The 19,588-nt window shown below is 54.9% G+C and carries 16 protein-coding genes and 1 pseudogene; 2 read left to right on the top strand and 15 right to left on the bottom strand.

Annotation, left to right across the window (positions count from 1 at the left end; all coding sequences use genetic code 11):
- Positions 1-3: 3 nt before the first annotated feature.
- From HYD27_RS08625 to HYD27_RS08590, 8 genes and pseudogenes are all read right to left on the bottom strand, one after another.
- Positions 4-1,548, bottom strand: coding sequence for a Zn-dependent hydrolase (locus HYD27_RS08625; RefSeq protein ID WP_219213696.1), 1,545 nt, complete (start codon positions 1,546-1,548; stop codon positions 4-6).
- Positions 1,545-2,822 carry an imidazolonepropionase gene (hutI, locus tag HYD27_RS08620; RefSeq protein WP_219213694.1) on the bottom strand — a complete coding sequence of 426 codons (1,278 nt, stop codon included), beginning with the start codon at positions 2,820-2,822 and terminating at the stop codon, positions 1,545-1,547. The genes HYD27_RS08625 and hutI overlap by 4 nt, the downstream gene beginning before the upstream one ends.
- 1 nt (position 2,823) lies before the next feature.
- A complete protein-coding gene (gene hutU / locus HYD27_RS08615; RefSeq protein WP_219213692.1) occupies positions 2,824-4,503 on the bottom strand; it encodes a urocanate hydratase in 1,680 nt (559 codons plus the stop codon).
- Positions 4,504-4,739: 236 nt separating this feature from the next.
- Positions 4,740-6,293, bottom strand: coding sequence for a histidine ammonia-lyase (gene hutH, locus HYD27_RS08610; RefSeq protein WP_219213688.1), 1,554 nt, complete (start codon positions 6,291-6,293; stop codon positions 4,740-4,742).
- A gap of 125 nt (positions 6,294-6,418) precedes the next feature.
- The gene (hutP, locus tag HYD27_RS08605; protein WP_219213686.1) at positions 6,419-6,880 is read right to left on the bottom strand and encodes a histidine utilization transcription antiterminator HutP; all 462 of its coding nucleotides are present in this window, start codon (positions 6,878-6,880) and stop codon (positions 6,419-6,421) included.
- A 332-nt stretch (positions 6,881-7,212) separates the two neighbouring features.
- Positions 7,213-8,181, bottom strand: a pseudogene (gene msrA, locus HYD27_RS08600) (peptide-methionine (S)-S-oxide reductase MsrA).
- A 35-nt stretch (positions 8,182-8,216) separates the two neighbouring features.
- Entirely contained in the window at positions 8,217-9,503 is a 1,287-nt protein-coding gene (locus HYD27_RS08595; protein ID WP_219213682.1) for a cellulase-like family protein, read from the bottom strand.
- A 132-nt stretch (positions 9,504-9,635) separates the two neighbouring features.
- Positions 9,636-9,821 (bottom strand): hypothetical protein, encoded by a 186-nt coding sequence (locus HYD27_RS08590; protein ID WP_219213679.1) that lies wholly within the window; start codon positions 9,819-9,821, stop codon positions 9,636-9,638.
- Between the two features lie 652 nt (positions 9,822-10,473).
- Here HYD27_RS08590 and HYD27_RS08585 point away from each other — a divergent pair.
- Positions 10,474-11,052: a helix-turn-helix domain-containing protein gene (locus tag HYD27_RS08585; protein WP_219213676.1), complete on the top strand. Its 579-nt coding sequence runs from the start codon at positions 10,474-10,476 to the stop codon at positions 11,050-11,052.
- 538 nt (positions 11,053-11,590) lie between these two features.
- Here the strand turns inward: HYD27_RS08585 and groL are convergent.
- The 7 genes from groL to HYD27_RS08550 form a co-directional block, all read right to left on the bottom strand.
- Positions 11,591-13,222: a chaperonin GroEL gene (gene groL, locus HYD27_RS08580; protein ID WP_219213674.1), complete on the bottom strand. Its 1,632-nt coding sequence runs from the start codon at positions 13,220-13,222 to the stop codon at positions 11,591-11,593.
- Positions 13,223-13,364: 142 nt separating this feature from the next.
- Positions 13,365-13,646, bottom strand: coding sequence for a co-chaperone GroES (gene groES / locus HYD27_RS08575; RefSeq protein WP_219213671.1), 282 nt, complete (start codon positions 13,644-13,646; stop codon positions 13,365-13,367).
- 336 nt (positions 13,647-13,982) lie between these two features.
- Positions 13,983-14,756, bottom strand: a complete 774-nt coding sequence (gene tatC, locus HYD27_RS08570; RefSeq protein WP_219213668.1) for a twin-arginine translocase subunit TatC — start codon at positions 14,754-14,756, stop codon at positions 13,983-13,985.
- Positions 14,757-14,890: 134 nt separating this feature from the next.
- A complete protein-coding gene (gene tatA / locus HYD27_RS08565; protein WP_219213665.1) occupies positions 14,891-15,133 on the bottom strand; it encodes a twin-arginine translocase TatA/TatE family subunit in 243 nt (80 codons plus the stop codon).
- Positions 15,134-15,263: 130 nt separating this feature from the next.
- A complete protein-coding gene (locus HYD27_RS08560) occupies positions 15,264-15,749 on the bottom strand; it encodes a MogA/MoaB family molybdenum cofactor biosynthesis protein (protein ID WP_020429419.1) in 486 nt (161 codons plus the stop codon).
- Between the two features lie 55 nt (positions 15,750-15,804).
- Complete coding sequence (gene moaC / locus HYD27_RS08555; RefSeq protein ID WP_219213662.1) at positions 15,805-16,311, bottom strand: cyclic pyranopterin monophosphate synthase MoaC; 507 nt, start codon at positions 16,309-16,311, stop codon at positions 15,805-15,807.
- Positions 16,302-16,949: a 5-formyltetrahydrofolate cyclo-ligase gene (locus tag HYD27_RS08550; protein ID WP_219213659.1), complete on the bottom strand. Its 648-nt coding sequence runs from the start codon at positions 16,947-16,949 to the stop codon at positions 16,302-16,304. Before HYD27_RS08550 ends, moaC begins: the two co-directional genes overlap by 10 nt.
- Before the next feature lie 311 nt (positions 16,950-17,260).
- Here HYD27_RS08550 and HYD27_RS08545 point away from each other — a divergent pair, with 311 nt between their 5' ends.
- Positions 17,261-19,216: an ABC-F family ATP-binding cassette domain-containing protein gene (locus HYD27_RS08545; protein WP_219213656.1), complete on the top strand. Its 1,956-nt coding sequence runs from the start codon at positions 17,261-17,263 to the stop codon at positions 19,214-19,216.
- The last annotated feature ends 372 nt before the right edge of the window (positions 19,217-19,588 follow it).

The raw sequence follows: 19,588 nt of genomic DNA, 5'->3' as shown, positions 1-19,588 counted from the left end.
CCCCTAACGGTTCAATTCCTGATCCAACGCCAGAATGGACTGCAGCAATACGTTGCCCGCCTTCTCGATATCTTCGATCCGGCTTTCCTCTTCAGGACAGTGGCTTTTGCCGCCCAGGCTGGGCACGAACAGCATCCCCGCCCGGGTCAGCGAAGCCATATGCGCGGCATCATGGCCCGCCATGCTGCCAAGCTTCAGGCTGCTGCAGTTCAGCTGCTCTGCCTGCCCGGCGCACAAGTCAATGACCAGGGGGTCCATCGGCTCGGGAGCCTGATCCAGAATCAGGCGGCGTTCCAGCCGGAGGCCCCTGATATCCGCAATGGACTCGGCAAGCTTGCCCCAGCCCTCCAGCACCTCCTGAATTTGTGTGCGCCGCTCCCCGCGGATCTCCAGATGAAACCGGGTCTTTTCCGGGATAATATTTGCCGCATTCGGTTCATTGCCGATCCGGCCAACCGTGCCCACCACTTCATCCGCCGGATGGTTCCTGCAGACAGCCTCGAAGGCGAGCATGATCTGGGAAGCGCCCATCAGCGCATCCTTGCGGTCCCCCATCAAGGTTGTACCGGCATGGTTGGCTTCGCCCAGAACCGTGATCTCTTCCCGGTAGATCCCTGTTATTGCTGTCACGATCCCTACCGGTATCCTGCGGTCAAGCAGGCGCCTGCCTTGTTCGATATGGACTTCGAGAAAAGCAGCCAGCTCCTCCGGTCCCCGCCGCGCCGTCCCGAACTGCTCAGGATCGCCGCCCGCCAGCCGCAGCGAATCCGTGAGCAGACCGCCCTGATCATTGCGGACACCCTCAAGATCCTTGTGGGAGAGCTTCCCCGACACCGCCCTGCTGCCAAACGTGGACAGCCCGAACGGATTCGGTTCTTCCGCGCTGAAGGAGACCAGCTCCAGGGGATGGCGGGTAACGGCCTTGTTTTCTTCCAGTACAGTCATAACCTCCAGCGCCAGGAGCACACCAAGAGCGCCGTCGTATTTGCCGCCGTTCGGGACCGTATCGATATGGGAGCCGAACGCAATGGCAGGGAGGCGGGCCGCCGAACGGTCTGAGGCGGCTGAACGTCTTGGATTGCCCGGAGCATCCAGACGGTCCGGAGCATCCAGACGGTCCGGAGTAACCGGGCCGTCTGGGCTGCCGGGCTCCGCTGCAATGCCCGGGGCACCTAAGCTGCAGCTGTCCGGCCCCGCTGCGCTGTCCGGAGCATCTGACCCGCCCGGGCTGCCTGCTCCCTCCGAGTCGCCTGCGGCACCCGAGGCGATGCCTCCTGCACCGCTTCTCACCGCCCAAATATTCGCCGCCGCGTCTACCCTTACGGCTAAATTCAGACGGCGCAGCGCAGCCTTGAGCCATTCCCGCGCGGCCAATTCTGCCGGTGTAAACGTGGTCCGGTCCAATCCTCCGGTAGCCTCGTTCAGCCCGAACAACGCCAAGTCCCGGATGGTGCTCTGAAGCCGGGCAGCATTTATCCTCAGCTCATTATTTTGCAGCTGCCGGTTCTGCTCCCCTGTCCGCAATTCGTCCTTCCGAAGCTCATTCATGCGAAGACCCTCCTTCCGCTCTGAACGACCGCCTCCCCTTTTTTGATCACGGTATCCACCAAATTAACAGCGTAGTGATACTGTAAATAGAGATAATTAGGCGCGTCGAATATCACGAGATCAGCCTGTTTGCCGGCTTCGATGCTGCCGATGGTATCCGCACGGCCAATGGCATGCGCCGCATTTATCGTACAGGCGGCCAGCACCTCGGCCGGTGTCATTCGCATCGTCAGGCAGGCCAGATTCATTATAAAAGGCAGCGACTCCGTCGGTGACGAGCCGGGATTGCGGTCAGTCGAAAGCGCAACAGGCACCCCGGCTGCAATCATGGCCCGCGCATCGGCAGGCCGGGCCATCAGGAAAAAGGCTGTGCCGGGCAGAAGGACAGCGATCACTCCGCTCTCCGCCATCTGCTGAATGCCTGCTTCAGAGGCATTCAGCAGATGGTCCGCCGAGACTGCTCCCAGCTCGGCTGCCAGCTCCGCTCCCCCGTACGCGGCCAGCTCGTCGGCGTGGATTTTTGGCTTCAGCCCCCACCTTTGGCCGGCCAGCAGAATGTCCCGGGACTGCTCCACGGTGAAGACACCTTCTTCACAGAACACATCGCAGAACTCGGCCAATCCCTCCCTGGCAACCGCAGGTATCATCTCTTCAATCACGCTCCGGACAAAAGCGTCCGCATTTCCTTTGTACTCCGCCGGTACTGCATGAGCCCCCATAAACGTTGACACCAGATCCACCGGGTGGGAAGCGTCCAGCCTGCGGGCCACCCGCAGCTGCTTCAATTCATCCTCAAGCCGCAAGCCATACCCGCTTTTGGCTTCAACCGTCGTTACCCCATATTCCAGGAAACGGTCCAGCCGCTTCACCGTTTCTGCCATTAGCTGTTCCTCTGCAGCTTCACGTGTACGCTCTGTCGTATAAAGAATTCCGCCCCCGGCATTCAGAATATCCATGTATTTCGCGCCCTGCAAACGCAGATTCAGCTCAAACTCCCTGGACCCGGCAAAGACGATATGCGTATGCGGATCAACCAGTCCCGGGGTGACTGTCTTCCCTTGCGCCGACAGCATCGTAACTTCTTGATCTCCGGAGTGCTCCGCCGCATACCGGCGGGCTTCCTCGCTTGTACCCACGAAGGTGAAAATTCCGTCTTCGATTACGATGCCTCCGTCTTCGATCAGGCCAAGCTCCTCCATCTCCCTGCCGGCCTTTGGCTTCGTACCGCCTCCGCCAAGCGTGGCAATCTGGGCTGCGCTATGAATACAGATCATGCTACCGCTCCTTTCCCGGGACGCCCGGCATGGGCATCCGGATGCCTTGGGCCTGAGCTGTCTCTATGGCGAGCGGATATCCTGCATCCGCATGGCGGACTACGCCCATGCCGGGGTCTGAGGTCAGCACCCGCTCCAGCCTGGCTTCCGCCTCTTTGGTTCCGTCTGCAACGACGACCATCCCGGCATGCTGGGAGTATCCCATGCCCACACCGCCCCCGTGGTGAAGCGATACCCAGCTTGCTCCTGCAGCTGTATTTACCATGGCGTTCAGAAGCGGCCAGTCGGACACCGCATCACTGCCATCCCGCATGGCTTCGGTTTCGCGGTTCGGAGAAGCCACAGAGCCTGCATCCAGATGGTCCCTGCCGATGACAACCGGCGCGGACAGCTCTCCCGAGGCCACCATGTCATTGATAATCCGCCCGAACCTCGCCCGCTCTCCATAGCCCAGCCAGCAGATGCGGGCGGGCAGCCCCTGAAACGGGACCTTCTCCTGAGCGAGGCGTATCCAGCGCTGCAAGCCTTCATTCTCCGGGAACTCGCGCATAATCGCAGCATCGGTTTTGTAAATATCCTCGGAATCGCCCGAAAGGGCTACCCAGCGGAAGGGGCCTTTGCCTTCACAGAATTGCGGACGGATATACGCCGGCACAAAGCCGGGGAAGCTGAACGCCTGCCGGACGCCTTCGTCGTATGCAACCTGGCGGATGTTATTGCCATAGTCGAAGGTTACCGCTCCTTTGCTTTGGAGCGCAAGCATGGCTTCGACGTGGCAGGCAATGCTTTTCTTCGCCAATTCCACATATCCCTGCGGGTTCTCTTCTCTCAGCTGTCTGCCTGATTCCACAGAATAGCCTGCCGGGATATAGCCGTTCAGGGGATCATGGGCCGAGGTCTGATCCGTCAGGATGTCCGGCACAAAGCCCCGCGCAAGCATTTGCGGCAGCAGCTCCGCCGCGTTGCCGAGCAGTCCGACGGACAGCGGACGCCCTGCGCTTTTGGCTTCTTCAGCCAGGGTGACAGCCTCTTCCAGCGTCTCCGCCAGGAGGTCGCAATACTTGGACCGGATGCGCTTCTCAATCCGTGTCCGGTCCACATCGATGCCGATAAATACTCCCTCATTCATGGTTACAGCCAGCGGCTGGGCGCCTCCCATTCCGCCGAGTCCGGCACTGAGGGTAACCGTTCCCTTCAGCGTGCCGCCGAAATGCTGTCTGGCACATTCCGCGAACGTCTCATACGTCCCTTGCACAATCCCTTGCGTGCCAATATAAATCCAGCTGCCCGCCGTCATTTGCCCGTACATCATCAATCCTTTCTGATCCAGCTCGTGGAAGGTCTTCCAGTTCGCCCAGGCCGGTACGAGGTTGGAACTTGCGATCAGAACCCGCGGGGCATCCGGATGGGTGCGGAAGACGGCAACGGGTTTGCCGGATTGGATCAATAAGGTTTCGTTGTCCGCAAGTGTCTGCAGTGAACGCACAATAGCGTCGAAGCTCTCCCAATTCCGGGCAGCCTTGCCGGTTCCGCCATAGACGACCAGCTGCTCCGGGTGCTCGGCGACCTCGGGGTCGAGATTGTTCATCAGCATGCGCAGCGCCGCTTCCTGGACCCAGCCCTTGGTATTCAGCAGCTTGCCCCTTGGCGCGCGGATGACTCTTGCTTCGTTTATGCCCATATTTGTTGATCTCCCTTCGGTTAGGTGATAAATTCCATTTCGGGTCTGATCGTAACTGCGGGGAATGTTTGGACTTCCGGCCGCTGTTGTCTCCAGATGTTTTGGATTATATCGCTGCCAGCGGATAACATCTGGAGACAAAGGCGGACGCTATCGCTCCTCCAGTTCCAAACTTCCCCTCCGCCACTTTCCCTTTTTGGTATTTTTTTAGTTCAATCTTAATAACTTCATTCTTATCAGTTTTTATAAGTGTGAAAAGGCACCAGGGCAAATAACTCATCCAGCACGCCCGGCTCCTTCATCCACCCGGCAATGGCTGCGAAATCGCCGGAGAGCACCCGGTCCGCGTCCACAAAAGAAATCTGCTCCCGGCAGCGGTCATACAGCCACTTTGTGCCTTGGCCCAGCAGCTGCGGATTGCGGAAATCAACCGCCTGGGCTCCGCAGAGGAGCTCAACAGCCAGCACGGCATAGGCATTATCCACAATTTGCTTGGCCTTCCGCGCGCCAATCGTGCCCATGCTGACATGATCCTCCTGATTCCCCGAAGAGGGGATGGAATCCACACTGGCCGGATGGGCCAGCGATTTATTCTCCGACACGACTGCGGCGGCGGCATATTGCGCGATCATGAACCCGGACTGCAAGCCGCCATTTTTTGTTAAAAACGGGGGCAGGCCCTCGTTCAAATGCGGATTGACCATCCGCTCGATCCGGCGTTCGGCAATATTGGCGAGCTCCGCCGCGCTGATCGACAGATGATCCATCGGCAGCGCAACCGGCTGGCCGTGGAAGTTCCCTCCGGAGATCACCTTCTCTTCATCCGCGAAGATAAGCGGATTATCCGTAGCCGAATTGATCTCAATCACGAGCTTTTCCGCAATATAGGCCAGCGCATCGCGGCTCGCGCCATGAACCTGCGGCGCACAGCGCAGCGAATAGGCATCCTGCACCCTGAGCTCCCCTTGTCTGGTCATCAGCCTGCTGCCGGACGTCAGATTACGGATATTGTCGGCGGCTTGCCTTTGGCCTCTGTGCGGCCGGACGATATGCGTCGCCGGATCAAAGGCATCTTTGACCGCACGCAGCGCCTCACAGCTAAGTGCCGCCGTGCAATCGGCCCAGTCCGCCAGCTTCAGCGCATCCCAGCAGGCCAGCGCTCCGACTGCCGTCATCACCTGTGTGCCGTTGATCAGGGCCAGCCCTTCCTTGGCCTCCAGCACGATCGGCGCAAGCCCGGCTTTGGCCAGCGCCTGCCCGCCCGGCATGCGCACGCCCCGATAACAGGCCTCGCCTTCGCCAAGCATCACAAGCACCATATGCGATAAAGGAGCCAGGTCACCGCTTGCGCCCAGTGAGCCTTTTTCCGGAACCACCGGCACTACATTCCGGTTGAGCATTTCAACCATCAGCCAAATGACCTCCAGACGGATGCCGGAGTAGCCGAGGGATAACGCATTGATTCTCAGCAGCAGGATGGCGCGCACAACCTCCTCCGGGAACGGTGCACCTATCCCGCAGCAGTGGCTGCGGATCAGATTGAGCTGAAGCGCCTTGGTATCCTCCTGGGAGATATACGTATCGCTGAATTTGCCGAAGCCTGTGGTCAGGCCGTATACCACCTTTTTCTCCTGCAGCAGCTTCTCGACGTATTTGCGGGTATGATTGACCTTCCGGCAGCTGTCCTCGCCAATATCCACATTCCTGTGATACCGGGCCACCTGGACAACTTCTTCAAGCGTTAACGAATTGCCGTGGATGATTACGGATTGACTGGCTATTTCGAGCATGTGCCCCACCTGCTTTACGAGTAATAGAAAAAGCCCATACCCTAATAAGAGGTACCGGCTTCTATATCACTAATCACTAAATTACGGCTTGATCCGTTAAGGCGCTTCTTCCGAAAATACAATCTCTAAATATGATTAAAACCAAAACCGATGGCTTCATGCTCAAATCCTTTTTTGGGCGCGCCGATCGTGCCGTAGGCACATACTGCGATCCATTCCCCTTCGTGCTCGGCGGCACCGGATCTTCTACCCCTGACAATGGCAAAAGTGAGGCCTACCGTGCGCAAAATATCACCAAACTGTACGATTCCGCGCCCGATGCTCTGAATGGTCTCAATGATCGCATGATACAGCGCGTGGACCTCGCGGTAGGAATTGCCGTCGATAATGTGGTTGTTCTTGGCCGCCGTCTCGATTGCCGCAACCACCTTAATCATATCCATGGCTCCCACCCGGCCAATCGTGTAGCGGAAATCCCGTGAATCCAGCTCCTGCTCGACAACCTTTTTCCATTCATGCTCCTGCAGCACAGCCAGCAGAATCGCCAATTTACCAATCGGAAATGATGAAGCTAAGGGTTCCCCCATACCGGAATTCTCCTCGATTCTTGGGTTCAATTTATTCAGTCTGCACTCGGTCAAACAAAAAAAATGCAACTGAAACAAGGAAACGCAAGTCTCCTGATTTCTCAGCTACATTCTGTTGACTAAAAACTATATATCGCTGAGTAGAATATACACTTGCCGAATCCTTTTGTCAATCCGCCATGTGATCTTACATGACACTATCTATAAAAATAAGCTAGTGCCTAGAATCTGTATAGCGGATGCCAAAACATTATTTCCGGCCATGTAATATTATATGCCTCAAATATAGCGATATGAATATTATGTCTGTATTGGTCTGGAGCTTCTGCTCTTTAACGCTCATTTAAAAACTCCATATACCGCCCCAGCCCCTCCGCCTCCAGCTCCTCCTTCGGTATAAACCGCAGCGCGGCGGAGTTTACCCGGTAATGCTGCTTGGCCGGCTCCGGCCCGTCGAAGAACAAATGGCCAAGGTATGCCCCGCTCAGCCTGCTGCGCAGCGCGGTCCGCACCCCGCCGCCGCTGTAGTCCGCTTCCTTGCGGATCAGTCCTTCGGCAACCGGTCCGGTGAAGCTGGGCCAGCCGGTGGCGGAGTCGAATTTGTCTGCCGAGCTGAACAGCGGATCGCCACTGATTACATCGACATAAATTCCGTCACGGTAATTGTCTCAGAATTCATTCTCGTACGGCGGCTCTGTTGCTTTATGCTGTGTGACCTCATATTGCAGCCGGGTCAGCCGGCTCTTCAGGCGCTTTTGGTCCTCACGGCTGTTCCAGTACCGCTCCAGAAATTCTTCCCGCCCGGAGCCCTTCAGATACAGCTTATAATCCAGGGGATGGGTTTTGTAATAATCCTGATGCAGCGCTTCAGCTGAATAAAAGGGACCGGCGGGGAGAATCTCCGTCACAATCGGGGCCTTGAATCTTTTGCTTGCCCGAAGCGCCGCCCTGGACGCCTCCGCCTGCCCGCGCTGCTCTTCGCTGTGCACAAAGATCGCGGTCCGGTAGGAGTAGCCCCGGTCCATAAATTGTCCGCCTGCATCAGTCGGATCGATCAGCTGCCAATAAATATCCAGCAGGCGCTCATAGGGAAACTGCTCCGGCTCAAACGTAATCTGCACAGCCTCCACATGTCCCGTCGTTTCCGTACCGACTTCCTCGTAAGTCGGATTTGCCGTGCGGCCGCCCGTATACCCCGATACCACCGAGACAATGCCCGGCAGCTCGTCAAAAGGCTTAACCATGCACCAAAAGCAGCCGCCCGCAAAGGTGGCAAGCTCCGTTCTGTTTTGTCCGCTCAGACCGGCACACCTTCTTTCAGGAAGTCAAATAACAGCTAATCCGATTCAAGAATAAATTGATTCCATTTGCGCTGCCAGGCAATGTCCGCCCAGAAGGGATGATGCGGAGCGCAGTTCGAGCATAGGATCATTCCCCAAAAACCCAGCGACATGCCTTTGCGCAGCGCATATTCGGCAATGAATTTGCCAACCGGACCCTCTTCGAAATTGGCGTACAGCGGAGTATAGCCTAAATAGCCCTCTCCAATAACGATGGGAAGGTTCGTGTGGCGCGCCCAGTCTTCAACCTCTTCGAACCTTGCATCCACTTTTTGCAGCATAGCCAGCTTATGGGCGCCGTAACGCTCATACAAAAACAAGTCCCATTTCTCCGTATCAGCCCAGTCATGCAAATAGATAAGCTTCATGCCCACCGGATTGCCCTCCATCCGCCATTCCTGCCCGGGAGGCAGATTCCACTGCTCAAATGAAGGCGCTTCCGGCCTGAGCAGGGACTTCACGAACCGGTTGGGAAAATCGAGTGTTTCATCGCTTAACCCCGCCAGGTCCATAAGCTCATCAATCATCCCTTTAACGTAAAGATGAAAATGGGCCACCTGCATATTTTGAGCAGCATAAGCTTTCGGATAAGCCTCATTCAGCGTATAGCTGGCGCTGATCAGCACATCCGGATGCTGTCCGCGGAGAAAGGCTATGGCTTCCTCAATATAAGGCTGCATGGCTTCTACAACCCTCGGCGTAGCGGTTTCAGGGATGCCTTGTTCCACAGCCACCGCAGTCAGCTGTCCAAATTCCACTTCATTGTGCAATTCGGCATAGGCAATCTGCCCGGCATAGCCGTGCTCCTTCACAAACCCGATCAATTGATGCATCGATCCGGCAATAGCCATGAACCGAGCCTCCGGCGGAATCGCTGCAAGCCCGTCGCGCAGCTCCGGCTGGGCCAGAAAGCTTGGACTTTGCTGATACTCCCAGGAGGACAGGATAATATAGCAGCCATGCGCCTGCGCCTGACGGAACAGCTCGAGCAAACGGGCATGTCCGTCAAGCTCTGCTCCCCCTTTGCAGTTGTACCATCGCGTACGCTGTCCTACTTCTCCCAAATTCCCCAATTTCAGCAGTCCCTGCCTCTTCCCTTGCTCGGTAAACAGCATATAAGGCATCGCACAAATCCGGATCGTATTGTAGCCCCGTTCCACCGCTTCCCTGAACCTTGCCGCCAGATCATGATAAGGCTCCCCCGGCAGGGTCATTGTATACCAGGAGAAATCCCACATCGTAATCGTTAGCTTGCGCGGCAAAGCTTCCAATAATCCGCTCATTCTTATCGCCCCTGCCATAGAATTTCAAGACTCTGCAACGATAAGCCTACAGAACCGGGAGAGAAAGGACAATAGACAATTGCCTGATTCAGATGGATTATTTTCTTATTTCAGGATAGCCCGTGCTTCTGCCTAATCCACAAGCTCGTCAAGCTTCGCTTCCAGTTCGGCGAGCTTGTTGCCCGCCTGCTCCGCCGCTTCCTTCCGGCCCGCAGCTCCGGCGCGTGCAATCTCTGCCTTGACGGCTTGGATCTGCTGCTCCAGATAGAGAATATCGGAGGCATTTCCTGAATTGTTCGAAATTTGTGAGTAGGTCATGCCGATCTTCCTTTCCTTCTATAATTTTAAAGAAAAGCCTCTTTATTTTATTCAGCTTCCGCAGTTAATACTTACTTCTGTAAATGTTAAATCTTCATACCCTCCCCGTCAACCTCAGCACCTCCATATCGTATCAGACAGTTGATGCATGTATGAGCTATATGAATTGAACCGGAGAACCTGAACAAGCGGATGGAACGCAAGGAGGTTCATAGGGAACGGAAGTGAAGTGGAAAAAGTAACACTAATGGGCTGGAATTCCGGATTTAACAGGCTTTAGTGGGATTTTGTACACTTATTGGAGGCCATCTCCCCCCATACACCTGATTTCAGCCGAATTAGTTGTACTTTTTCCCACTAAGGATGATCCAGTATCCGAATGCACTACTTTAGGGGTCCTTTTTACCACTAATTACGGCTGGCGAAAAAGCGGCGGAAGGGAATTTGGAGACTGCAGGAGCGGAGCGTCTGCCTTTGTCTGCGGATTTCCACCGCGAACTATACATCAAGAAATCTGCAGACGGGCAGCGGCGGGAAGTCCAAGCATTCTCTGGAGTCACGGCCAATCCTAAATAGAAAAATTACAAGTTCAATCTATATAGTTGATACATTTATTTTACTGCTGTATACTTCCGGAAAAGAAGGCTTGTCCGTGATCCTCAGCCATGTCAAAGAGATTATGGACCGGCAGAACAAGACCGGCAGAGGGCTTGCAGCGGAGACCGGACTTGCGATTAATACGGTGTCCGGCTTGTATCACGATACATCGAAACGCGTGGATATGGAGACGCTGAACAGACTGTGCAAGCTTCTGAAGGTTGGCATCGGAGAGCTCATCAAATACAAAGCGGAGCCTTTTGGCATCCGGACCACACTGGTCGAACCAGGCGGTATACGTACGAATTTCCTCGGCGGCAACGCCGTCTACGGCCAGCCGATGGAGGTGTATCACGAACAGGAAGCAGGACAATTCACCCGCATGATGAAAGGCGAATTACCCGGCATGGACACCCCGGAAGCCTTCAACCGGGTTGTCGTCGGCGATCCGGAGAAAATGGCGCAGCGCATCATCGAACGTGTCGATGCGGGAGGCGGCCCGCTGCGCATGGCGCTCGGCAGCGATGCTTACCACACCATCCGCGAAGCGCTGCTGGAGCGGCTGGCTGCACTGGAAGCACAGAAAGAGTTGGCATATTCAACAGACGCGGATGACGTTGTGCAGCCGGTATGAGCCGGAACAGCGCGAAACCGGCATGAACGAACCGGCTACAGGCACTAGCCTTGCATGAAAAGGGGGCGGCTGTACCGGATTTTGACCAATGTATGGAAAAAAACCGCCGAGCAGCTCTGATGAGAAAAAAAGACTAAAAAGGACCCGTCAGGCACATATAAGCCCGGCGGGTTATTTTATGTATGCCCTAAACTCGAGCCTTTCCCGGACCGGCTACCGGCTATCTTAACGCTTCCTGGGGATTATTCCCCCATGATGCCGCCGTAGTCCATCACTCCCCACATCCCCTTTTCAGGGGAATTTGCTTCAATTTACTCTGCTTCCCTGCCCTCGCGGTTTCGGTTAGCCCCCTAAGCAAAAGAAATTCATAATATCCCAGACAACAAGTGGAAACGGCTTCGCCGTCCTTATAAGGACGGTATCCGTTTCAGCGGGAAGGATAAGGCTAATGTATAGCGTGAAACATATACATTCTTAACTTAAAAAAACCCTTGAAAGGCCCGTAATACCAGGCCCTTCAAGGGTTTTCTAAAAATTGTTACATCATGCCGCCCATGCCGCCCATTCCACCCATGTCAGGCACGCCGCCGCCTTTTTCAGGCTCTGGCTTGTCAGCGATCACTGCTTCGGTAGTCAGGAACATGGCAGCCACGGATGCTGCGTTCTGCAGCGCGTAGCGGGTTACCTTGGCAGGGTCAACGATCCCTGCTTCGAACATGTTCACCCACTCATCGGTAGCCGCGTTGTAGCCGATGCCGATAACTTCTTTTTTGAGACGGTCCACGATAACGGAGCCTTCTTGACCTGCGTTGGCAGCGATGGTGCGAACTGGTTCTTCCAGAGCGCGCAATACGATGTTCACGCCGGTTTTTTCGTCGCCGGTTACATCTACAGCAGCAACAGCGTTATATACGTTCACAAGAGCTGTACCCCCGCCGGATACGATACCTTCTTCAACCGCAGCGCGGGTTGCATTCAGGGCATCCTCGATGCGCAGCTTGCGTTCTTTCAATTCGGTTTCAGTTGCAGCGCCTACCTTGACAACGGCTACGCCGCCGGCAAGCTTAGCCAGACGCTCCTGCAGTTTTTCTTTGTCGAACTCGGAAGTGGTTTCTTCCAGCTGGGAACGGATTTGGCTTACGCGTGCATTGATGTCCGCTTTGTCGCCGCTGCCGTCTACGATCGTAGTGTTTTCTTTGGTTACGCGTACTTGACGGGCATTACCCAGTTGTTCCACGGAAGTGCTCTTCAGATCAAGACCGAGCTTCTCAGTGATCACTTGGCCGCCTGTCAGGGCAGCGATATCCTGCAGCATAGCTTCACGGCGGTCGCCGAAGCCAGGGGCTTTAACAGCAACAGCATTGAAGGTTCCGCGCAGCTTGTTCACGATCAGCATTGCCTGAGCTTCGCCTTCGATATCTTCAGCGATGATCACCAGCGGGCGCGCCTGTTGAACGATCTTTTCGAGCAACGGCAGAATTTCCTGTGTGCTGCTGATCTTTTTGTCGGTGATGAGGATGTACGGGTTCTCCAGAACAGCTTCCATTTTGTCCGTATCGGTGATCATGTACGGGGAAATGTAGCCGCGGTCGAACTGCATGCCTTCTACCACTTCAAGCTCGGTCAGGAAGCCGCGGGATTCTTCAACGGTGATAACGCCGTCTTTGCCCACCTTTTCCATAGCTTCAGCAATCAGCTTGCCCACTTCGTCGTCAGCAGCGGAGATTGCCGCCACTTGGGCGATGGCTTGGGAATCCTCGATTGGCTTAGCGATCTTCTGCAATTCAGCAACAGCAGCTTTAACCGCTTTGTCGATCCCTTTGCGGATCACCATCGGGTTCGCTCCGGCAGTTACATTCTTCAGACCCTCGCGGATCATTGCCTGAGCCAGAACCGTTGCAGTTGTAGTACCGTCACCGGCTACATCGTTAGTCTTGGTGGCAACTTCTTTTACGAGCTGTGCGCCCATGTTCTCGAATGCATCTTCAAGCTCGATTTCCTTGGCGATCGTAACACCGTCGTTGGTGATCAGCGGGCTGCCGAATTTCTTCTCCAGCACCACGTTGCGGCCTTTAGGTCCGAGTGTAACTTTTACAGCATTTGCCAAAGCATCAACCCCGCGCAGCATTGCGCGGCGGGCGTCTTCACTGAATTTAATTTCTTTTGCCATTGTGTTGTTAACCTCCTAAAAGTTTTGTGAACGGTAATTCTCCGGCTTATGCTTCGTGCAAAGCTTGCTTCGAAAGCATCAGCCAATTGGTGTTATCAACAATAAGTATGTTCGGGTATCGCTTTATGACAGGCCTATCCGACTAGTCAAGAATCGCGTGAATATCGCTTTCTTTCATAATCAGATATTCTTTGCCTTCGTATTTAATTTCAGTTCCGGCATATTTCGAGAACAGCACACGGTCGCCTTCTTTAACTTCCAGCGGCACACGTACTCCATCTTTCAGGGCACCGCCGCCTACAGCGATAATTCTGCCTTCCTGCGGCTTCTCTTTGGAGGAGTCCGGAAGCACAATCCCGAAAGAAGTGGTTTGCTCTTGCTCGCTTGGTTCTACCAATACGCGTTCACCTAGTGGTTTGATCATGAAAAAATAGCCTCCTTTGAAATATGTTGTTTACCTTAAAAACAGAAATGGGACCGGTGAAGCTGGACGCTTCAACGGCAGTGATGAAAAACAGGGTCCTCAGCACAGGCGGATACCGGCGATTTCCTCATTTTCCAGCACTGTTAGCACTCAACACTCTGTAGTGCTAACAACAATTTTTATGATACTCAACTTGAAGACGGATTTCAAGTCTTTTACGTAAAATCATCTCGCTTTTGGAGAAAAATATGGATTTCGGGCTTGTCCGGTCCATGCACACTTACATTCTATCCACCGAAGGGCGAAATATGCCCTCCGGCTTCTTGTCTGGATTCCTTACCGGGACTCCGCTTTCCTGACATAACGCGCCTCCAGCTCCTGATCCAGGGCAAGCTGCTTACGGTAGACGAATGCGGACAGGAGCACGCTGAATTCGTACAGGATCAGAAGAGGAATCGTGACCAGAAAGTCCGAGATGAAATCCGGCGGCGTGATGGCTACGGCGATAAAGACGAGTGCAAAATAAGCATACCGCCGCATTTTGCGCAGGCGCAGCGGATTGAGAATTCTCAGCTTGGTCAGGAACATGACGATCAACGGGAGCTCGAAGAGCAGCGCCAGCGGAATGACCAGGCTGAACATGAAGCTGAAGTACTGCGCAATGCCGTAGGTCTCTTCCAGCCCCATGCTGCGGGTAATCGAAATAGTGAACGACAGCGCCATGGGGAAGACAATATAATAGGCAAATGCAATGCCGCAAATAAAGAGGACGAACACATAAGGCACGTAACGCAGAGCTGCGCTCCGCTCCGCCGGCCGCAGTCCCGGGCTGATGAAGGCCCACAGCTGATAAACAATGAACGGGACGGACACCGCCAGCGATACAGCCATGGCAATTTTCATATACATTCCTATGCCGTCCCAGAAAGAGAACGCATGCAGCACAAAGCCTTGCGCCTGGTCGGCTTCAATCAGATAGAGATAGATCGGCTTGGCGACGAACAGGCCTGCGATCAGACCGGCCATAAAGACAATCAGCACATAGATAATCCGTCTGCGCAGCTCGGTAAGATGATCGACCACTGACATTTCTTCCGCTTCCAGAGACATGACTGACACCACCCGATGACTTATGTATGAACCAGGAATGCAGCAGTGAAGACTGCACAGGACAAATTTCAAAAAAGGGGCGCCGCCCAGCCTGAAACAGCACTGGGAGAACCCCTCCGCTTGAAAAGATGATATTATTCCGGCAGACGTCTGTCCTGCGGAAGATCCGCTGCCATCGTCTGCGGGGCCGCCGGAGCCGGAGCCTCGCTCTTCTTCACAGACTCCGGCTCGCTGATAATTTCTCGCGCACCGTCCTTGAATTCACGGAATGTACGGCCGACAGCACGGCCCAGTTCAGGAAGCTTATTGGGGCCAAAGAGCAGCAATGCCAGGATGACCAGTAAAATAATCCCGGGAGTACCAATACCACTTAGCATGTGTTATCCCTCCTTGTCACTCTGTCCGTTCATGATATCGCCAACAATAAATTAATAATACCATAACTTATGTCACACATCCATCAGCGATCCTTGACGATTCCAGGTGACATGGCCGGAACAGGAGAGTTTACTGCCGGTATTGTCCGGTTACCATGAGCAGTGCTTCCGGCAGCTGATCCATGATCGCCGCCAGATTCTCATGCACTCCCTTGGGTGTGCCGGGCAGATTCACGATCAGCGTTCTGCCGCGGATGCCGCAAATTCCCCGGAACAGCATGACCGCGCGGTTCTTCTGCATTACTGTACTGCGCATGGCTTCAGAGAGGCCGGGCACCTCCCGCTCAATGACGCGGCGGGTCGCCTCCGGCGTAACATCACGAATCGCAAGATCAGTGCCGCCGGTAGTCAGCACCAAATCCGCCTGGAAATAATCCGTCAATTCAATCAGTGCGGCAATAATCTCATCCTGTTCGTCCGGCACGATCCGGTATTCAACGATCTCGCCGCCAAGCTCCTCTTCCACCAGCTCCCGAATAACCTGGGCGCTCGTGTCTTCCCGTTCGCCTCTGGCCCCTTTATCGCTGGCCGTCAGGATTGCTGTTTTCCACGCCATAGGTTGTCCCTCCTTCTCGCTATTCTATGTATATACGGCCGCAGTTAAGCAGCCTTTAATCAGCGCCTTCACCCGTATCTTGCTGTTCTGATTCCTCCAGCGCGTAATCTCCGGATTTCCCTCCGCTCTTCTGCACCAGCAGCGTAGGGCCGATAATCATATCCTTTTGCAGCGCCTTGCACATATCATATACGGTAAGCGCTGCTGCCGAAACGGCGGTCAGTGCCTCCATCTCCACCCCGGTCATTCCGGTCGTCTTGACCGTTGCTTCTATATATAGCCGGTCTTCGCTGTTATCCCAAAAGCGGATATCAATGCCGGTAAGCGGGAGCGGATGGCACATCGGAATCCAGTCCGCAGTTTTTTTGGCTGCCATAATTCCGGCAACCTGGGCAACGGCAAGCACATCGCCCTTGCCGATTCTTCCCGCCTTGATTGCCGCGAGCGTTCCCGGGGCCATTTCCACGCTGCTGCGTGCGGCAGCGGTCCGCTTGGTGATCTCCTTGGCGCTCACATCCACCATGCGTGCCCTGCCCTGCTCATTGAAATGGCTTAACTCCATGGTTTATTCTCCTTCCGGCACTGAAATAGACCCTCTTCCGTAATCAGCATGTCCATATAGCCGTCATGGTCATCCATCGGCACCTCAGGAACCAATTGCTGGCTGAAGGCCAGTCCGATCCAGACCGGAGGCTTCAGGGCAAATCTGGCTTCCTGCTCCCAGGAAGCCCGCAAACGGTCATAATAGCCTCTCCCGTAGCCGAGCCGCCCGCCCTGCAGGTCAAAGGCCAGACCCGGCACAAAAACCACATCCGGAAGCCGGAGCGTTTCCGGCTCCTGCACATCTCCCCGGCGGGCCAAAGGCTCCAGGATACCATAGGCTCCTGGCGCAAGCTCTTCCCAGGAGCCTACTGCATGAAGGCTCATCCTGCCGGTTGCCGCAATGACCCGGGGCAGCAGCACTTCGCGGCCGTGTGCCCAGGCTGCTGTAATCAGCGGACGGCAGTCCAGCTCGGAGCGGAAAGGAACATAGGCCAGAAGCGATGCCGCCGCTTCCCTTTGCAGCCACCGCTGTGCATGGCCGCACACCTGAGCGGACATCGAGTCCCGCTGCACTGCAGTAAGCCCGTCACGGACGGCTGTCCTCTCTGCGCGAAGTTCCCGCTTGAATCCGGCGAGGGACACATTGTCGCCTGTCACCCGTCAGCAGCCTCCTCCCACGTTATATCCTAGCTTATCATAGTTTGTAAGCTCAGTTTACCACTCTTCTCACTGGTTCGCCAAGGTTGTACCGGATACATTGTTAGAGGAACCCTTATGACCTGGCCCCCCCTTCAGCGTTGCTGCGCATCCGGTTAAGGATTCTTTTGTCCGGGCTGAGCCTCCATTGCAAAGCCGACGTTCCCCTCGCGCAGCAAACGCTTTTCATGTACACTATAGAATAAGGCTTTTTGGACAGCCAGGGCGGTAACCGCCTTGGTGAAATATGCAAGGGCGGAGGTTTCATCGGTATGCTTCTTCAAGCGACAGGAATTACAAAATCATATGGAATACAAAGCGTGCTGGACGGCATCAGCCTGCAGGTGAACGAGAAGGAACGGGTAGGTCTGGTCGGCGTCAACGGAGCCGGCAAGTCTACCTTCCTGCAGATTCTCGCAGGCGAAATGTCCTTTGACAGCGGGCAAATTCATAAATCCAGGGAAACCACCATTGGTTACCTGGCCCAGAACAGCGGACTGCAGTCGGACAAGACCATTCAAGAGGAAATGCTGGCCGTATTCGCCCCGCTGATCGAAGCGGAAGCGGAGCTGCGGCAGCTGGAGGCGGACATCGCCGATCCCAGGCTGGCGGATGACTCCAAGCGTTATGAAGAGCTTCTGGAACGCTATGCCATACGCTCAGATTGGTTCAAGGACCATGGCGGCTATGAGATGAACACGCGGATACGCAGCGTCCTGCACGGCATGGGCTTCGGCGGGTTCCCTCCGGACACGCCGATTGCCACGCTCAGCGGCGGCCAGAAAACCCGGCTGGCTCTGGCCCGGATTCTGCTGCAGGCTCCGGATCTGCTGATGCTGGATGAACCGACCAACCATCTCGACATCGAAACGCTCACCTGGCTGGAGGATTATCTGCGCAGCTATGCCGGAGGCATTCTGGTCGTCTCCCATGACCGTTATTTTCTCGACCGGCTGGTGACTGCAATAGTAGAGATTGAACGCCACCGGTCCCGGCGTTACACAGGCAATTACAGCCGTTATATGGATCTGAAGGCGGCTGAATATGAGATCCGTCTGAAGCAGTATGAGAAACAGCAGGACGAGATATCGCGGATGGAGGAATTCGTGCAGCGAAATATCGTACGCGCCTCCACCACCAAACGGGCGCAGAGCCGGCGCAAGACGCTGGACAAGCTGGAACGCATTGACAGACCCTTGGGTGATATGAAGAAGGCCAGCTTCTCCTTCGAGCCGGATTTCATGTCAGGCAAGGAGGTGCTGCAGGTGCAGAATGTAGCAGTAGCGTTCAGTGAAGAGGCGGCGCCGCTGTTCCGGAACGCCTCCTTTGAACTGCGCCGGGGAGAGACAGCAGCCCTGATCGGCCCGAACGGGATCGGCAAGTCCACTCTGCTGCAATGCTTGACCGGCACCCGGGAGCCTTCAGCAGGAACCGTGAACTGGGGAACCAAAGTGAAAATCGCTTACTACGATCAGGAACAGACCCGGCTGAATCCGCGCAATACCGTGCTGGAGGAGCTGTGGAGCGAATACCCGATGCTGGAGGAAGCGCGCATCCGTACCATTCTGGGGAATTTCCTCTTCAGCGGCGAGGATGTCCTGAAGAAGGTTGCCGCGCTCAGCGGCGGTGAAAAAGCGCGGGTCGCGCTGTCCAAGCTCATGCTGCGCGGCGCAAACATGCTGATTCTCGATGAGCCTACCAACCATCTGGATCTGGTGAGCCGCGAGGTGTTGGAATCGGCGCTGATTGATTTTGAAGGGACCCTGCTCTTCATCTCCCATGACCGTTATTTCCTGAACAAAATGGCGGAACGTGTGCTGGAGCTGCACCCTGGCGGAATCGATCAATATCTGGGCAATTACGACGACTATATTGAGAAGAAGCAGGAGCTCGAGGCCATTGCCCTGGAGGAAGCCGAGCTTGCCTCTGCCAAGGGTGCCAAAACCGCCGGCAGCGGAGCTTTCACCGCAGATAAAGGCACTGCCCTTTCCTACGAAGCTGAGAAGCAGGCCAAACGCGAGGAGCGCAACCGCCAGCGGCGGATTTCCGAACTAGAAGAGAATATTGCCGGGCTTGAGGAGGCGATCGCCAGAATTGAGATTGAAATGACCAAACCCGAGGTTTTTCAGGATTATATGGCACTTCAGGAGCATGAAGGCGATTTGAAGCTCAAAAAAGAACAGCTTGGAAATTTATTTAGCGAATGGGAAAACCTTGCTGACGAATAATGTAAATACGTTAAACAAATATTTTTTAACTGTTTCCGATTTGTTCATAAATAGTTATCCACAGCCCCATCCACAGTTTTCGTGTATAACTCACTGCTTAAAAAGGCCCATATGGCCTTTTTTTATGCGTAAAATCGCGTTTTTCCTTGTCAAGGACTTTTTATCCACCGAACTATCCACATTATCCACAATTCTCACAAGAAACCGCATCTTAGTAAAGCTCTATTTTCCGGCTTAAAAAAAATGCTGTTATTGCTGATTTTACACGGTTTTTACACAACTCGGACAGAATATGTGGATAACGTTGTCCACAGCTTGACAAAAGATGCTGCCGGTTTCTGTTTCTGCCTTTTTCAACAAAAAAAGACCTGT

Source organism: Paenibacillus sp. S150 (assembly GCF_019352175.1).
Lineage (GTDB): Bacteria > Bacillota > Bacilli > Paenibacillales > Paenibacillaceae > Paenibacillus_AQ.
This window is presented reverse-complemented; position numbering and strand designations above follow the sequence as displayed.

What these genes read in the sequence shown, in the direction of transcription:
- hutP (WP_219213686.1), bottom strand. Translation starts at nt 6,880, where the DNA reads ATGGGGGAACCCTTAGCTTCATCATTTCCGATTGGTAAATTGGCGATT.
- HYD27_RS08595 (WP_219213682.1), bottom strand. Translation starts at nt 9,503, where the DNA reads ATGAGCGGATTATTGGAAGCTTTGCCGCGCAAGCTAACGATTACGATG.
- HYD27_RS08590 (WP_219213679.1), bottom strand. Translation starts at nt 9,821, where the DNA reads ATGACCTACTCACAAATTTCGAACAATTCAGGAAATGCCTCCGATATT.
- groES (WP_219213671.1), bottom strand. Translation starts at nt 13,646, where the DNA reads ATGATCAAACCACTAGGTGAACGCGTATTGGTAGAACCAAGCGAGCAA.
- tatC (WP_219213668.1), bottom strand. Translation starts at nt 14,756, where the DNA reads ATGTCTCTGGAAGCGGAAGAAATGTCAGTGGTCGATCATCTTACCGAG.
- HYD27_RS08560 (WP_020429419.1), bottom strand. Translation starts at nt 15,749, where the DNA reads ATGGCGTGGAAAACAGCAATCCTGACGGCCAGCGATAAAGGGGCCAGA.
- hutH (WP_219213688.1), bottom strand. Translation starts at nt 6,293, where the DNA reads ATGCTCGAAATAGCCAGTCAATCCGTAATCATCCACGGCAATTCGTTA.
- HYD27_RS08545 (WP_219213656.1), top strand. Translation starts at nt 17,261, where the DNA reads ATGCTTCTTCAAGCGACAGGAATTACAAAATCATATGGAATACAAAGC.
- HYD27_RS08625 (WP_219213696.1), bottom strand. Translation starts at nt 1,548, where the DNA reads ATGAATGAGCTTCGGAAGGACGAATTGCGGACAGGGGAGCAGAACCGG.
- hutU (WP_219213692.1), bottom strand. Translation starts at nt 4,503, where the DNA reads ATGGGCATAAACGAAGCAAGAGTCATCCGCGCGCCAAGGGGCAAGCTG.
- groL (WP_219213674.1), bottom strand. Translation starts at nt 13,222, where the DNA reads ATGGCAAAAGAAATTAAATTCAGTGAAGACGCCCGCCGCGCAATGCTG.
- hutI (WP_219213694.1), bottom strand. Translation starts at nt 2,822, where the DNA reads ATGATCTGTATTCATAGCGCAGCCCAGATTGCCACGCTTGGCGGAGGC.
- tatA (WP_219213665.1), bottom strand. Translation starts at nt 15,133, where the DNA reads ATGCTAAGTGGTATTGGTACTCCCGGGATTATTTTACTGGTCATCCTG.
- moaC (WP_219213662.1), bottom strand. Translation starts at nt 16,311, where the DNA reads ATGGAGTTAAGCCATTTCAATGAGCAGGGCAGGGCACGCATGGTGGAT.